The 17609-nt window shown below is 50.5% G+C and carries 5 protein-coding genes; all 5 read left to right on the forward strand.

What is annotated here, in order from left to right:
• The first annotated feature begins 20 nt into the window (after window positions 1-20).
• Window positions 21-953 (forward strand): hydroxymethylbilane synthase, encoded by a 933-nt coding sequence (hemC, locus tag ACUZ8J_RS19260; protein WP_011621194.1) that lies wholly within the window; start codon window positions 21-23, stop codon window positions 951-953.
• Window positions 954-957: 4 nt separating this feature from the next.
• Window positions 958-1698, forward strand: a complete 741-nt coding sequence (locus tag ACUZ8J_RS19265) for a uroporphyrinogen-III synthase (protein WP_374919761.1) — start codon at window positions 958-960, stop codon at window positions 1696-1698.
• Window positions 1699-1758: 60 nt separating this feature from the next.
• Window positions 1759-3000 carry a uroporphyrinogen-III C-methyltransferase gene (locus ACUZ8J_RS19270; RefSeq protein WP_446694672.1) on the forward strand — a complete coding sequence of 414 codons (1242 nt, stop codon included), beginning with the start codon at window positions 1759-1761 and terminating at the stop codon, window positions 2998-3000.
• A complete protein-coding gene (locus ACUZ8J_RS19275; RefSeq protein WP_446694673.1) occupies window positions 2997-4163 on the forward strand; it encodes a heme biosynthesis HemY N-terminal domain-containing protein in 1167 nt (388 codons plus the stop codon). The genes ACUZ8J_RS19270 and ACUZ8J_RS19275 overlap by 4 nt, the downstream gene beginning before the upstream one ends.
• Window positions 4164-4563: 400 nt before the next feature.
• Window positions 4564-17532 carry an Ig-like domain-containing protein gene (locus ACUZ8J_RS19280; RefSeq protein ID WP_446694674.1) on the forward strand — a complete coding sequence of 4323 codons (12969 nt, stop codon included), beginning with the start codon at window positions 4564-4566 and terminating at the stop codon, window positions 17530-17532.
• Window positions 17533-17609: the final 77 nt, after the last annotated feature.

The raw sequence follows: 17609 nt of genomic DNA on the forward strand, positions 1-17609 counted from the left end.
ATCTCGGATGGAAACTAGGCATGTCTGAAAACCGCATACGTATCGCTACCCGCAAGAGTCCGCTGGCCATGTGGCAAGCAGAATTTGTTAAAGCAGAATTAGAACGCGTTCACCCAGGTATCGTGGTGGAGCTATTGCCAATGAGCACTAAGGGCGATGTTATCTTAGACACCCCATTAGCTAAGGTTGGTGGTAAGGGCCTGTTCGTAAAAGAACTCGAAGTCGCCATGCTGGAAGACCAAGCCGATATCGCTGTGCACTCGATGAAAGACGTGCCAGTGGATTTCCCCGAAGGCTTAGGACTGGAAGTGATTTGTGAGCGCGAAGATCCGCGCGACGCCTTTGTGTCTAACCTTTATAAGTCAATCAGTGAGTTGCCACTTGGCGCCACAGTCGGCACCTCAAGCCTACGTCGTCAGTGCCAGCTGCGCGCCTCACGCCCAGACCTGATTATCAAAGATCTGCGTGGCAACGTCGGTACTCGCCTCGCGAAACTCGATAACGGCGAATACGATGCGATTATCCTGGCTGCTGCAGGTTTAATCCGCCTGAAATTGTCTGAGCGTATCGCCAGCTTTATCTCTGCGGAAGAATCCTTACCCGCCAACGGTCAAGGTGCTGTCGGTATCGAGTGCCGCACTAACGATGAACGCGTAAAAGCACTCCTAGCACCTTTAGAACACTTAGAGACTCGCTACCGCGTGATCGCCGAGCGCGCCATGAATACTCGCCTCGAAGGCGGCTGCCAAGTACCTATTGGTGCTTTTGCCGAAATCCACGGTGATGAGATGACACTGCGCGGCCTCGTTGGTAACCCAGATGGTAGCGAAATCATCGAAGGTGTGATTACAGGTCCAAAGACCGAAGCGACGAAACTCGGTGTGGCCCTGGCTGAAGAACTACTCAGCAAAGGCGCCAAAAGCATCCTCGACGCTGTTTACGCAAAAGCCTAAGACGATGAAAGTCTTACTGACGCGCCCCGAGGGGCGCAATCAGTCCATGGTCGATGCCTTAACTGAAAAGGGTATCGACCACTGCGTTACCCCGCTACTCTGTGTTGAGGCCACGCCTCCGCTGCCACCTGACACTTCACATCCCCTAGCCGATGTCGATATGGTTATCTGTATCAGCGCCAATGCGGTGAGCTTTGCTGATGCTGCGTTTAAAGTCGATACTGCCCAAGTTAAAGACTGGCCAAGCGTGCCTTATTTCGCCGTGGGTCATGCGACTTGGGAAGCGCTGCAAGAAAAGGGAATTGAGGCTCTCGAAGCACCGGATGATTGCCAACAAACGGAAGGCTTGCTGACCTTGTCTGCGCTACAAGATATCCAAGGCAAACACATCACCATCATTCGTGGTGTCGGTGGTCGTGAAGCCCTCGCCGAGCAACTGAATGCTAGAGGCGCGAAGGTGCGCTATTGGGAAGTCTATCAACGCGCTTGCCCGCCGCTCGATGGTGCCGCTGTTAGCCAACAATGGCGAGACTTTGGGATAGATACTATCGTCATAACGAGTGGTGAAGTACTGGATAATCTGATTAATCTAGTGCCAAAAGAGTTATTTGCATGGCTGCGCTCATGTCATATCATAGTCCCCAGTAACCGAGTAGAAGCTCAAGCTCATGCCTTTGGTATAACCCAAGTCACCAATGCCAATGCCGCCAACAGCAAAGCCGTGCTAAACGCCCTTAAACTCTAAGCGCTATTTAGCCCGATTTTACTCGAATTTCGGCAGTAGCATGATTTTAAGGACTGTTAAATGGATAACAACAAGCACGACGCCCAAAGCCCAGAGTCACAGGCTACCCCAGTTCTCGCTCCGTCGGTCAATACCGATGACGCTGCAGCAAAGACCGAAGCGACTGAACCGCAAGTCAATCAGCTCGAAGATAAAGCCGTCAAACCTGCCGACACTAAGCCGCAAGCCAGCAAACCCGAATCGACCCAAGCAACTCGCCAAGTGGTGCAAGTGAATCGCAGCTCATGGGCCATTCGTTTCGGTGTGCTGTTAGCATTAGGTTTAACTGCATGTACCCTCGGTGGTGGCTACTTGCTGTATCAACAAATGCAGCAACAGCTTCAAGCGCAAATCCAAGTGCAAACCAACAAAAATCAGGCCTTGCAGGATCAATTACAACAAGCCTTACTCGCCCCGAATCAGCGCATTGCGCAGCTTGAGCAACAACAACTGTCAAATACCAAAACCTTCCAAGAGCTCGCCAAACTCGCCACAGACCAAAGCCAGTTGCAGGACAGATTAAATAAGCTGGCCCAACGTAGCCCAACCCACTGGATGGCCTCGGAAGCCGAATACTTAGTGAATATGGCGGGGCGTAAGCTTTGGCTCGAAAAAGATCCACGCACGGCAGCTGACTTACTAAAGTCAGCCGACGAAACCATTGCCGCAATGAATAACCCTGCTTTACTGCCAATCCGTAAGGCGCTGGCCAAGGATATTGCCGCGACCACCAATATTAAGAGTGCAGATATTGAAGGCAGCGTATTAGCTCTCGATACCTTAATCGACCAACTCGACAAGTTGCCCCTCAGCCGTGCGGATGCTGACGCAAGCGCCCCTGAAGATACTACTATTTCTGGCGATCTGAATGATTGGCAAAGTAACCTAAGTAAAACCTGGAAGGCGTTAACCCAAGATTTTGTTACCATTCGCCACAGAACCGCCGATGCGCCTGCCCTGCTCGCGCCGGAGCAACAATGGTATTTAGTCGAGAATATTCGCCATAAGCTGCTGCAATCCCAACTGGCACTCTATCGCTATGATAGAGCGGCTTATCATCAATCACTGATGATGGCGCGCCAGTGGATCCAAACCTATTTTGATGTTCAAGCCCACCCAACCAGTGAAGCCATTGCCGAGATAGACAAACTGGCGACATTAGAGCTTGACCCTATTACGCTGAAATCCTTTGCCGCTAAACCACTGTTATTACAGTTAACCAGCTATGGTGAACTCACCTCTTCAGAGGAACCACAGCTATGATTAAGGCATTGATATTTCTTGGGATCATATTAATAGGCCTGTGTATCAGCCCTTGGATTGTCGGCAATACTGGCTATGTGTATATTGCCGCTGGCGATTATCAGCTTGAGACCAGTTTAGTCTTTGGGATCATCATGTTAATCGTATTCTATGCCCTGTTCCAAGTGTTGGAATGGCTAGTGATCACTGTGATTAATTTGCTGCTTCGCAGCCGTTTTATCCCGCAGCATTGGCGTCGCCGCTCCGCCAAGAAACACACCCTAATCGGCGCACTCGCCATTGCCGAAGAGGATTGGCCAGCGGCTGAACGCGCCATGATTAAAGGGGCTGACAACGGTGAACTGCCAGCATTGAATTTGTTAGCCGCCGCACGTGCTGCTCAACATCAAAATAAAATCGCCGAGCGAGATCAATATCTTGCCCGCGCAGAAGCCCAACCTATGACGGCCAATGCGGTAGCGACTACTCGTACACGTTACTTGCTCAAGCAAGGGGAACTCGCCTTAGCCAGAGCGGAACTTGATAAGTTAGCCCCAACCAGCAAGAGTAAAGCACCTGTGCTAAAACTCGCCCTAGAGTTATACCGGGCGCAACAAGACTGGGAGGCGCTTAAGCTGTTGCTCCCAATACTGAAGAAACGGCAGATCTTAGAGGATGCCAAGCTAAATGCACTAAGCGTTGAAACCCATTGCGCCCTGTTAAAAGCAGCGAGTCTTAAAGGGGAAGATGCCCTAGAGCAATGCTGGCAATGGCTTTCACGTGATGAACGTAATCAGTCTGAGTTTTTAGCGATTTACGCCATGGGCTTATGCCGCTTTAATCGTAAAGACCAAGCGCTTAAATTACTCTCGAAAAAGCTGCGTAGTTCGCCTGAGTCGGCACTGTTAGAAGTGATACCACAAATAGTCACCGCCCATGACGAAGAGATCCGCAAGCAATTACTCAAGCATGAAATCACCCATGAGAATAATGCTGATTACCAAAAGTGCTTAGCGCTGTTGTATCAACAAACCCGCGATATGAAAGAAGCTAAAACCTGCTGGCAGAATGTTTGTCGTCTCGCCCCAAGCCAAGCGTCTTGGTTATCGCTTGCCCGTATTCAAGAACAACTCGGCGAACAAGGTAACGCAAATCAAAGCTATCGCCAGGCGGTTAACCTGTAATTTGCTATAGCCGCAGCTCCTCTATCGGAGTTGCGGCCCCTCAAAACTAACCAATCACTTCCTTTTTAGCTCGCCTAAACGCCGTTTTAGCAGAATTCATAAAATTTTAATCTCTATACACAGACCAATTTGTTATAAATATGTTTCTATATATAAAACAAAGGTACTAGATGCAGCGTCTATTCTGCTTTAAGATACCACATCTAGTTAAGGCAGATTTAAACGCCAATTTTTCGCACCACTCTCCGTAAAACCCAGTCATAGCAAGTTATCGCGTCGCGTCAAAAAATTGACTTCCCATTAGTACCAAGCTAAAATTTCATCACTTGTATCACTATCCAACACATTTGTTGGATTTGTGCATCTTTGGATTAACACAATCAGGTGTTGGGAGCTTATTATGGGATCGATCATTACAACAAAGAAAGGTTTGCTCAAACTGGTCAAAGGGCAGATCGAAGTCGAGGTTAATGGTTCAAATCAACCCGCTAAGGATGGCGAGCAACTCCCCAAAGGTGCTGTGCTTCATATCGGTGAAAATGCGACCTACGAAATCACCTTTGATGATGGTACTAAGTTATCCAATGAGGTTGAGCCTAGCATTGCTGCCACCCCCAACGCCGGCGGCCAAGCAACCCAAGACGAAATCCAAGCATTACAAGATCTGATTGCATCGGGTGAGGACCCAACCCAAAACTTACCAGAAACCGCCGCTGGTAATGCGCCAGCTGGCCGTGACGGTAACTCAGGCTATGTCACCTTAGCCCGTGATGGCACAGAAGCCTTGGCGACATCTGGTTATTCAACCTCTGGACAAACGCTCACCGCAGCCACAACAGCCGCACCAGAGCAAACCCTAGCAACCGACTCTCCTTCGGTATTAGTTAACGACAGTATTACGGTCGATGAGGATACTGTTGCTTCTGGCAATGTGCTCGATAACGACAGCGATGCCGACAATGTGTTAAGTGTGGTTGGATTTAATATCAACGGAACCGACTTTGCGGCGGGCACAGTTGTTACGCTCGAAGGTGGCAGCTTTATACTCAATGCCGATGGTTCTTACAGCTTTACCCCGAATGAAAACTGGAACGGCCAAGTTCCTGTTATTACCTACACTACCGATACAGGTTCGACTGCAACCTTAACCATTAATGTCACCCCAGTTGATGACCCATCGGTATTAGCCAACGACACAAATACCGTCGCTGAAGATACCGTCGCCACAGGCAATGTGCTCGACAACGACACCGATGTCGATTCCAGCTTAAGTGTGGTGAGCTTTACAGTATCGGGCAGCACCTTTGCTGCAGGCACAACCGTCGCTCTCGAAGGCGGCAGCTTACTACTCAATGCCGATGGCTCTTACAGCTTTACCCCAAATGAAAACTGGAACGGCCAAGTTCCAGTAATTACCTACACCACCAATACTGGCTCAACTGCAACCTTAACCATTAATGTCACCCCAGTTGATGACCCATCGGTATTAGCCAACGACACCAATACCGTCGATGAAGATACCGTCGCCACAGGCAATGTGCTCGACAACGACACCGATGTCGATTCCAGCTTAAGTGTGGTGAGCTTTACAGTATCGGGCAGCACCTTTGCTGCAGGCACAACTGTCGCTCTCGAAGGCGGCAGCTTAGTACTCAATGCCGATGGCTCTTACAGCTTTACCCCAAATGAAAACTGGAACGGCCAAGTTCCAGTGATTACCTACACCACTAATACCGGCTCAACTGCAACTTTAACCATTAATGTCACCCCAGTTGATGATCCATCGGTATTAGCCAACGACACTAATACTGTTGCTGAAGATACCGTCGCCACAGGCAATGTGCTCGACAACGACACCGATGTCGATTCCAGCTTAAGTGTGGTGAGCTTTACAGTATCGGGCAGCACTTTTGCTGCAGGCACAACTGTCGCTCTCGAAGGTGGCAGCTTAGTACTCAATGCCGATGGCTCTTACAGCTTTACCCCTAATGCAGATTGGAACGGCCAAGTTCCAGTAATTACCTACACCACCAATACTGGCTCAACTGCAACCTTAACCATTAATGTCACTCCTGTGGCCGATGGTGCACCAAGCGTTACCATTACCACTGATACAAACGATGATGGTTTTATCAGTAATGCAGAGCTCGGCGGGGCAACAGACGTCAGTGTGACCATTGGCTTAGACGGCACAGGTGCGAATGCAGGCGATACCCTGACAGTGAATGGTGTTGACTATGTGTTGACACAAGAAGATATCAATAATGGTTATGTAAACTTAACACTTCCTGCGCCAGCTGAAGGTGAAACTATCACTGTAGTTGCAACCATTACCGATCCAGCGGGTAATACTTCGCCTGAAGGCAGTGATTCCGCGCTACTCGACACGACGGCCCCCACTATTACCGTCAGCGCGCCTGATGATACCCGAGATACCACGCCAACCATCACAGGTACAACAGATGCCGCCCCTGGTAGCGTCATCACTATTGTTGTTACTGACAGCAATGGTGTGCAGCAAACTCTTACCACCACGGTGAATCCTGACGGTACATATGCTGTTGATGTCATTAATCCAATTCCTCATGGTGGTTATACTGCAACCGCAACAGTGACAGATCCAGCTGGCAATACGGGCAATGCCACTGATAATGGTAATGTCGATATCAAGATCGATGAGGACGGCGACGGTAACACCGTGGCCATCACCGCCATCACTCAAGACACCGGCAGTTCCAGCAGTGACTTTATCACCAACGACAACACTCTGATTTTCAAAGGTACCGTCGATTTAGGTGACAACAGCACCTTAGCCGTCACCATCAATGGTGTGGTTTACACCACCGCCAACGGCTTAGTGATTGATGCGCAAGGTAACTGGAGTGTCGACCTGACCGGTACTGTGCTGCCTGACGGCACTTACCCTGTCAGCGCCACCGTCACCGACGTGGCCGGCAATAGCAAAACTGTTACCCAAGATGTGGTGATTGACACCAAGATTGACCAAGACGGCGACGGTAACACCGTGGCCATCACCGCCATCACTCAAGACACCGGCAGTTCCAGCAGTGACTTTATCACCAACGACAACACTCTGATTTTCAAAGGTACCGTCGATTTAGGTGACAACAGCACCTTAGCCGTCACCATTAATGGTGTGGTTTACACCACCGCCAACGGCTTAGTGATTGATGCGCAAGGTAACTGGAGTGTCGACCTGACCGGTACTGTGCTGCCTGACGGCACTTACCCTGTCAGCGCCACCGTCACCGACGTGGCCGGCAACAGCAAAACTGTTACCCAAGATGTGGTGATTGACACCAAGATTGACCAAGACGGCGACGGTAACACCGTGGCCATCACCGCCATCACTCAAGACACCGGCAGTTCCAGCAGTGACTTTATCACCAACGACAACACTCTGATTTTCAAAGGTACCGTCGATTTAGGTGACAACAGCACCTTAGCCGTCACCATCAATGGTGTGGTTTACACCACCGCCAACGGCTTAGTGATTGATGCGCAAGGTAACTGGAGTGTCGACCTGACCGGTACTGTGCTGCCTGACGGCACTTACCCTGTCAGCGCCACCGTCACCGACGTGGCCGGCAACAGCAAAACTGTTACCCAAGATGTGGTGATTGACACCAAGATTGACCAAGACGGCGACGGTAACACCGTGGCCATCACCGCCATCACTCAAGACACCGGCAGTTCCAGCAGTGACTTTATCACCAACGACAACACTCTGATTTTCAAAGGTACCGTCGATTTAGGTGACAACAGCACCTTAGCCGTCACCATCAATGGTGTGGTTTACACCACCGCCAACGGCTTAGTGATTGATGCGCAAGGTAACTGGAGTGTCGACCTGACCGGTACTGTGCTGCCTGACGGCACTTACCCTGTCAGCGCCACCGTCACCGACGTGGCCGGCAACAGCAAAACTGTTACCCAAGATGTGGTGATTGACACCAAGATTGACCAAGACGGCGACGGTAACACCGTGGCCATCACCGCCATCACTCAAGACACCGGCAGTTCCAGCAGTGACTTTATCACCAACGACAACACTCTGATTTTCAAAGGTACCGTCGATTTAGGTGACAACAGCACCTTAGCCGTCACCATCAATGGTGTGGTTTACACCACCGCCAACGGCTTAGTGATTGATGCGCAAGGTAACTGGAGTGTCGACCTGACCGGTACTGTGCTGCCTGACGGCACTTACCCTGTCAGCGCCACCGTCACCGACGTGGCCGGCAACAGCAAAACTGTTACCCAAGATGTGGTGATTGACACCAAGATTGACCAAGACGGCGACGGTAACACCGTGGCCATCACCGCCATCACTCAAGACACCGGCAGTTCCAGCAGTGACTTTATCACCAACGACAACACTCTGATTTTCAAAGGTACCGTCGATTTAGGTGACAACAGCACCTTAGCCGTCACCATCAATGGTGTGGTTTACACCACCGCCAACGGCTTAGTGATTGATGCGCAAGGTAACTGGAGTGTCGACCTGACCGGTACTGTGCTGCCTGACGGCACTTACCCTGTCAGCGCCACCGTCACCGACGTGGCCGGCAACAGCAAAACTGTTACCCAAGATGTGGTGATTGACACTAAGATTGACCAAGACGGCGACGGTAACACCGTGGCCATCACCGCCATCACTCAAGACACCGGCAGTTCCAGCAGTGACTTTATCACCAACGACAACACTCTGATTTTCAAAGGTACCGTCGATTTAGGTGACAACAGCACCTTAGCCGTCACCATCAATGGTGTGGTTTACACCACCGCCAACGGCTTAGTGATTGATGCGCAAGGTAACTGGAGTGTCGACCTGACCGGTACTGTGCTGCCTGACGGCACTTACCCTGTCAGCGCCACCGTCACCGACGTGGCCGGCAACAGCAAAACTGTTACCCAAGATGTGGTGATTGACACCAAGATTGACCAAGACGGCGACGGTAACACCGTGGCCATCACCGCCATCACTCAAGACACCGGCAGTTCCAGCAGTGACTTTATCACCAACGACAACACTCTGATTTTCAAAGGTACCGTCGATTTAGGTGACAACAGCACCTTAGCCGTCACCATCAATGGTGTGGTTTACACCACCGCCAACGGCTTAGTGATTGATGCGCAAGGTAACTGGAGTGTCGACCTGACCGGTACTGTGCTGCCTGACGGCACTTACCCTGTCAGCGCCACCGTCACCGACGTGGCCGGCAATAGCAAAACTGTTACCCAAGATGTGGTGATTGACACCAAGATTGACCAAGACGGCGACGGTAACACCGTGGCCATCACCGCCATCACTCAAGACACCGGCAGTTCCAGCAGTGACTTTATCACCAACGACAACACTCTGATTTTCAAAGGTACCGTCGATTTAGGTGACAACAGCACCTTAGCCGTCACCATTAATGGTGTGGTTTACACCACCGCCAACGGCTTAGTGATTGATGCGCAAGGTAACTGGAGTGTCGACCTGACCGGTACTGTGCTGCCTGACGGCACTTACCCTGTCAGCGCCACCGTCACCGACGTGGCCGGCAACAGCAAAACTGTTACCCAAGATGTGGTGATTGACACCAAGATTGACCAAGACGGCGACGGTAACACCGTGGCCATCACCGCCATCACTCAAGACACCGGCAGTTCCAGCAGTGACTTTATCACCAACGACAACACTCTGATTTTCAAAGGTACCGTCGATTTAGGTGACAACAGCACCTTAGCCGTCACCATCAATGGTGTGGTTTACACCACCGCCAACGGCTTAGTGATTGATGCGCAAGGTAACTGGAGTGTCGACCTGACCGGTACTGTGCTGCCTGACGGCACTTACCCTGTCAGCGCCACCGTCACCGACGTGGCCGGCAATAGCAAAACTGTTACCCAAGATGTGGTGATTGACACCAAGATTGACCAAGACGGCGACGGTAACACCGTGGCCATCACCGCCATCACTCAAGACACCGGCAGTTCCAGCAGTGACTTTATCACCAACGACAACACTCTGATTTTCAAAGGTACCGTCGATTTAGGTGACAACAGCACCTTAGCCGTCACCATTAATGGTGTGGTTTACACCACCGCCAACGGCTTAGTGATTGATGCGCAAGGTAACTGGAGTGTCGACCTGACCGGTACTGTGCTGCCTGACGGCACTTACCCTGTCAGCGCCACCGTCACCGACGTGGCCGGCAACAGCAAAACTGTTACCCAAGATGTGGTGATTGACACCAAGATTGACCAAGACGGCGACGGTAACACCGTGGCCATCACCGCCATCACTCAAGACACCGGCAGTTCCAGCAGTGACTTTATCACCAACGACAACACTCTGATTTTCAAAGGTACCGTCGATTTAGGTGACAACAGCACCTTAGCCGTCACCATCAATGGTGTGGTTTACACCACCGCCAACGGCTTAGTGATTGATGCGCAAGGTAACTGGAGTGTCGACCTGACCGGTACTGTGCTGCCTGACGGCACTTACCCTGTCAGCGCCACCGTCACCGACGTGGCCGGCAACAGCAAAACTGTTACCCAAGATGTGGTGATTGACACCAAGATTGACCAAGACGGCGACGGTAACACCGTGGCCATCACCGCCATCACTCAAGACACCGGCAGTTCCAGCAGTGACTTTATCACCAACGACAACACTCTGATTTTCAAAGGTACCGTCGATTTAGGTGACAACAGCACCTTAGCCGTCACCATCAATGGTGTGGTTTACACCACCGCCAACGGCTTAGTGATTGATGCGCAAGGTAACTGGAGTGTCGACCTGACCGGTACTGTGCTGCCTGACGGCACTTACCCTGTCAGCGCCACCGTCACCGACGTGGCCGGCAACAGCAAAACTGTTACCCAAGATGTGGTGATTGACACCAAGATTGACCAAGACGGCGACGGTAACACCGTGGCCATCACCGCCATCACTCAAGACACCGGCAGTTCCAGCAGTGACTTTATCACCAACGACAACACTCTGATTTTCAAAGGTACCGTCGATTTAGGTGACAACAGCACCTTAGCCGTCACCATCAATGGTGTGGTTTACACCACCGCCAACGGCTTAGTGATTGATGCGCAAGGTAACTGGAGTGTCGACCTGACCGGTACTGTGCTGCCTGACGGCACTTACCCTGTCAGCGCCACCGTCACCGACGTGGCCGGCAACAGCAAAACTGTTACCCAAGATGTGGTGATTGACACCAAGATTGACCAAGACGGCGACGGTAACACCGTGGCCATCACCGCCATCACTCAAGACACCGGCAGTTCCAGCAGTGACTTTATCACCAACGACAACACTCTGATTTTCAAAGGTACCGTCGATTTAGGTGACAACAGCACCTTAGCCGTCACCATCAATGGTGTGGTTTACACCACCGCCAACGGCTTAGTGATTGATGCGCAAGGTAACTGGAGTGTCGACCTGACCGGTACTGTGCTGCCTGACGGCACTTACCCTGTCAGCGCCACCGTCACCGACGTGGCCGGCAACAGCAAAACTGTTACCCAAGATGTGGTGATTGACACTAAGATTGACCAAGACGGCGACGGTAACACCGTGGCCATCACCGCCATCACTCAAGACACCGGCAGTTCCAGCAGTGACTTTATCACCAACGACAACACTCTGATTTTCAAAGGTACCGTCGATTTAGGTGACAACAGCACCTTAGCCGTCACCATCAATGGTGTGGTTTACACCACCGCCAACGGCTTAGTGATTGATGCGCAAGGTAACTGGAGTGTCGACCTGACCGGTACTGTGCTGCCTGACGGCACTTACCCTGTCAGCGCCACCGTCACCGACGTGGCCGGCAACAGCAAAACTGTTACCCAAGATGTGGTGATTGACACCAAGATTGACCAAGACGGCGACGGTAACACCGTGGCCATCACCGCCATCACTCAAGACACCGGCAGTTCCAGCAGTGACTTTATCACCAACGACAACACTCTGATTTTCAAAGGTACCGTCGATTTAGGTGACAACAGCACCTTAGCCGTCACCATCAATGGTGTGGTTTACACCACCGCCAACGGCTTAGTGATTGATGCGCAAGGTAACTGGAGTGTCGACCTGACCGGTACTGTGCTGCCTGACGGCACTTACCCTGTCAGCGCCACCGTCACCGACGTGGCCGGCAATAGCAAAACTGTTACCCAAGATGTGGTGATTGACACCAAGATTGACCAAGACGGCGACGGTAACACCGTGGCCATCACCGCCATCACTCAAGACACCGGCAGTTCCAGCAGTGACTTTATCACCAACGACAACACTCTGATTTTCAAAGGTACCGTCGATTTAGGTGACAACAGCACCTTAGCCGTCACCATTAATGGTGTGGTTTACACCACCGCCAACGGCTTAGTGATTGATGCGCAAGGTAACTGGAGTGTCGACCTGACCGGTACTGTGCTGCCTGACGGCACTTACCCTGTCAGCGCCACCGTCACCGACGTGGCCGGCAACAGCAAAACTGTTACCCAAGATGTGGTGATTGACACCAAGATTGACCAAGACGGCGACGGTAACACCGTGGCCATCACCGCCATCACTCAAGACACCGGCAGTTCCAGCAGTGACTTTATCACCAACGACAACACTCTGATTTTCAAAGGTACCGTCGATTTAGGTGACAACAGCACCTTAGCCGTCACCATCAATGGTGTGGTTTACACCACCGCCAACGGCTTAGTGATTGATGCGCAAGGTAACTGGAGTGTCGACCTGACCGGTACTGTGCTGCCTGACGGCACTTACCCTGTCAGCGCCACCGTCACCGACGTGGCCGGCAACAGCAAAACTGTTACCCAAGATGTGGTGATTGACACCAAGATTGACCAAGACGGCGACGGTAACACCGTGGCCATCACCGCCATCACTCAAGACACCGGCAGTTCCAGCAGTGACTTTATCACCAACGACAACACTCTGATTTTCAAAGGTACCGTCGATTTAGGTGACAACAGCACCTTAGCCGTCACCATCAATGGTGTGGTTTACACCACCGCCAACGGCTTAGTGATTGATGCGCAAGGTAACTGGAGTGTCGACCTGACCGGTACTGTGCTGCCTGACGGCACTTACCCTGTCAGCGCCACCGTCACCGACGTGGCCGGCAACAGCAAAACTGTTACCCAAGATGTGGTGATTGATACTCAATCTGCCGCTGCACCGACAGTTACTATTGATGAAGACTTAAATAACGATGGCTTCATTAATCCTACTGAATTAACAGGACCGGTAAATATCACCGTTACTGTGGGGCTTGGCACCTCGATCGGTGATCTATTAATAGTTACAGATCAAGCGGGTAACACCCTATTTTATGGGCTAGTCACTCAAGAAATTTTAAATAATGGCTTACAACTCGGAATCATCGCTCCAGCCATCGGTACTAATCTAGTAATCACGGCTGTTGTTACAGATCAAGCAGGAAATAGCACTTCTGGGCAAGATCAGGCCAGACTGACAGATTCAGCAGATGACAGCAAAACTGTCGTTGAGGACACCGTCGCCAGCGGCAACGTGTTAACTAACGATGAAGCGGGCAATACCAGCGTGGTCAGCTTCACCGTCGCCGGCAGCAGTGTGGTGCATAACGCCGGCAGCAGCGTCGTGCTGACAGGCGGCACCTTAGTGCTCAATAGCAACGGTAGCTACAGCTTTACACCTAATGCCAACTGGAACGGTGCAGTTCCAGTCATTACGTACACCACCAACACCGGTGCCATAGCGACCCTGACCATCACGGTCACACCAGACAACACCGATGCGGCCAATGACAGCAAAACTGTCGTTGAGGACACCGTCGCCAGCGGCAACGTGTTAACCAACGATGAAGCGGGCAATACCAGCGTGGTCAGCTTCACCGTCGCCGGCAGCAGTGTGGTGCATAACGCCGGCAGCAGCGTCGTGCTGACAGGCGGCACCTTAGTGCTCAATAGCAACGGTAGCTACAGCTTTACACCTAATGCCAACTGGAACGGTGCAGTTCCAGTCATTACGTACACCACCAACACCGGTGCCATAGCGACCCTGACCATCACGGTCACACCAGACAACACCGATGCGGCCAATGACAGCAAAACTGTTGTTGAGGACACCGTCGCCAGCGGCAACGTGTTAACCAACGATGAAGCGGGCAATACCAGCGTGGTCAGCTTCACCGTCGCAGGCAGCAGTGTGGTGCATAACGCCGGCAGCAGCGTCGTGCTGACAGGCGGCACCTTAGTGCTCAATAGCAACGGTAGCTACAGCTTTACACCTAATGCCAACTGGAACGGTGCAGTTCCAGTCATTACGTACACCACCAACACCGGTGCCATAGCGACCCTGACCATCACGGTCACACCAGACAACACCGATGCGGCCAATGACAGCAAAACTGTCGTTGAGGACACCGTCGCCAGCGGCAACGTGTTAACCAACGATGAAGCGGGCAATACCAGCGTGGTCAGCTTCACCGTCGCCGGCAGCAGTGTGGTGCATAACGCCGGCAGCAGCGTCGTGCTGACAGGCGGCACCTTAGTGCTCAATAGCAACGGTAGCTACAGCTTTACACCTAATGCCAACTGGAACGGTGCAGTTCCAGTCATTACGTACACCACCAACACCGGTGCCATAGCGACCCTGACCATCACGGTCACACCAGACAACACCGATGCGGCCAATGACAGCAAAACTGTCGTTGAGGACACCGTCGCCAGCGGCAACGTGTTAACCAACGATGAAGCGGGCAATACCAGCGTGGTCAGCTTCACCGTCGCCGGCAGCAGTGTGGTGCATAACGCCGGCAGCAGCGTCGTGCTGACAGGCGGCACCTTAGTGCTCAATAGCAACGGTAGCTACAGCTTTACACCTAATGCCAACTGGAACGGTGCAGTTCCAGTCATTACGTACACCACCAACACTGGTGCCATAGCGACCCTGACTATCACGGTCACCCCCGCAGATGATCCAGTGACGATCATTAATACGGTTGGACCATTAAATGTTTATGAGTCGGCTTTAGCAAATGGCACCGGTAATCCGAGTACAGGACAAACATCTGCTCAAGGCAGCATGAGTATTACGGCTAATGATGGGTTAAATAGAATAGAAGTTACAAACTCTGTTGGCATAACCTCAACTTTAACATTAGCAACACTACTAAGTGCATCATTAACATCCCCAATTGTTATTGCTGGTGCTAATGGAACGCTTTACATTACTGGTTATAGCAATGGTCAGTTGCAATACACCTATACTCTTACCCATGCTCAAACTCATTCTACGCAAGGAAGTGATACGCTTAATGATAATTTCCAAGTTAAGGCTATCGACACCGATGGCGATTTTGCGACAACGACAATAACAACGACCGTCCATGATGATGTTGCTACTGCGCATAATGATACTGACCAACTAGAAGTAGTTTTAGACTCCTTTAACTTCTCCGGTATTGTGGCAAATTGGACAACTATCAACGGCGGCTCAGATGTCAGGAAGTTTGATGGTCCTGACAATGATAGCGGCAAAGATCAAGTCCGCTGGGGTGATCCTGCGAGCTATAATGGAAGTCAATCGGGATATGGTTTTGCTGACAATGATGCCGCTCTAAATGGCTCATTATCACTAAACCAAGATATAGTACTTGGTACTTTCACTCACTATAACTACCCGATTGATTCAGGCACATCTATCACATCTGCAACAATGCAAATCACTTTTAATGTGACTGATGCCTATGGTGTTACAACACCTGTAACTTTAACACTCAACTTTAGCCATAATGAAACGCCGAACGATGGTCCAGATCCTAGGGATATAGTGACTGTAGGGCAAACAAGTGTAACCTTTAATTACGAAGGTCAAGTTTACACAATGCAAGTCATTGGTTTTAAAGATAGTAATGGCAATATAGTTACTTCGATTTATACCAATGAAAATGATGCAACTAGCTATCAACTAGTGGTTCGTATGGTGGCGGGTAATGGATATACGTTGCCGCATACCGATGGCAATGTACTAACCAATGATACAACTGGTGCAGATACTGCTGTTACAGTCATTGGAGTTGCTAATGGTGACCATACAAATACGGGCGTATCGGGCCATGTAGGTACAACTATTAATGGTCTTTACGGCACATTGATACTTTATGCTGATGGAACCTATCACTATCAATTGACTGCGAGTGCAGATCTAATTCCAGCCTCTGGTGCAACAGAAACCTTTACCTACACTATGCAAGATGGTGATGGAGATAGATCAAGTGCAACACTAAAAATTAATGTGAGCCCCGTAAATGCTGATGGCGTCAACCTTGTCGATGCCAATGCGTTTACAACTCAAGGTTCTAGTTTGAATGATACTATCGTTGTGACAAATGGTGAAAACTCATCCAGTCACAATCGTCTAAATGTTACTTTTGGTGGTGGTTTAAGTGGCATCATTACAAACAGCAGTGAACAAAAAATTGTTTCTTCTGGAGCTAACAAAAAGAGCTATAGCACTACTGATGCTCAAATTGTAAGTGGAGGTGATGGTAACGACCATATCGAAACAGGTAGGGGCGATGACGTTATATACGCTGGCAAAACTGGTGCAATTGGTTATGGAACTGATGATCAACTCGAGTTATCAGTGAATGCTCTATCAACTCACCATATAATGACAGGCACATTAAGCGGTACAAATAGCATCGTTGATAACGATGGCTTGTTATTAGCCAATGATGTTGCATCTCAAAGAGCTGATGTTGTGAACGGTGGCAGCGGTGATGACCGAATTTATGGTCAATCCGGCTCTGACATTCTCTATGGTCATACAGGAAATGATTATATTGACGGCGGCAGCCATAACGATGCGCTTCGCGGCGGTGAAGGCAATGATACCTTAATTGGTGGCCTTGGTGATGATGTACTACGTGGCGATAATGGCGCAGACACCTTCGTATGGCGCTATGCTGATGCCGACAAAGGTACTGACCATATTATGGACTTTAAGGTCGGTGAAGATAAGCTCGATCTAAGCGACTTACTCCAAGGTGAAACGGCGAATACGTTAGAAAGCTATCTAAGCTTTAGCTTAAACAATGGTTCAACCGTGATCGATATCGATGCAAACAAGGATGGCACGTTCGATCAACATATTGTGCTTGATGGGGTTAACCTCTATAGCCAATTTGGTGCAACGGATAATGCGGGTATTATTAATGGATTGCTCGGAAGCAATGGTAATGGCCCACTCATTATTGATACAGCGCCACCAGTAACACCTGATGCACCTCAAGGAGTGACACCACTGACCGATCCACACAACAATATCATTCCTTAATAAAAAATCAGTTCGGATGGCCTATAGAAATATAGGCCATCATGACCGATACTTCTGATAAGTAAATAAAAAATCAA

The sequence above is a fragment of the Shewanella sp. Koi 1 genome (assembly GCF_052907445.1).

Bases quoted from the DNA above. Each gene is read 5' to 3' on its own strand.
- ACUZ8J_RS19265 (WP_374919761.1), top strand. From the start codon at position 958: ATGAAAGTCTTACTGACGCGCCCCGAGGGGCGCAATCAGTCCATGGTC.
- ACUZ8J_RS19275 (WP_446694673.1), top strand. From the start codon at position 2,997: ATGATTAAGGCATTGATATTTCTTGGGATCATATTAATAGGCCTGTGT.
- ACUZ8J_RS19280 (WP_446694674.1), top strand. From the start codon at position 4,564: ATGGGATCGATCATTACAACAAAGAAAGGTTTGCTCAAACTGGTCAAA.
- ACUZ8J_RS19270 (WP_446694672.1), top strand. From the start codon at position 1,759: ATGGATAACAACAAGCACGACGCCCAAAGCCCAGAGTCACAGGCTACC.
- hemC (WP_011621194.1), top strand. From the start codon at position 21: ATGTCTGAAAACCGCATACGTATCGCTACCCGCAAGAGTCCGCTGGCC.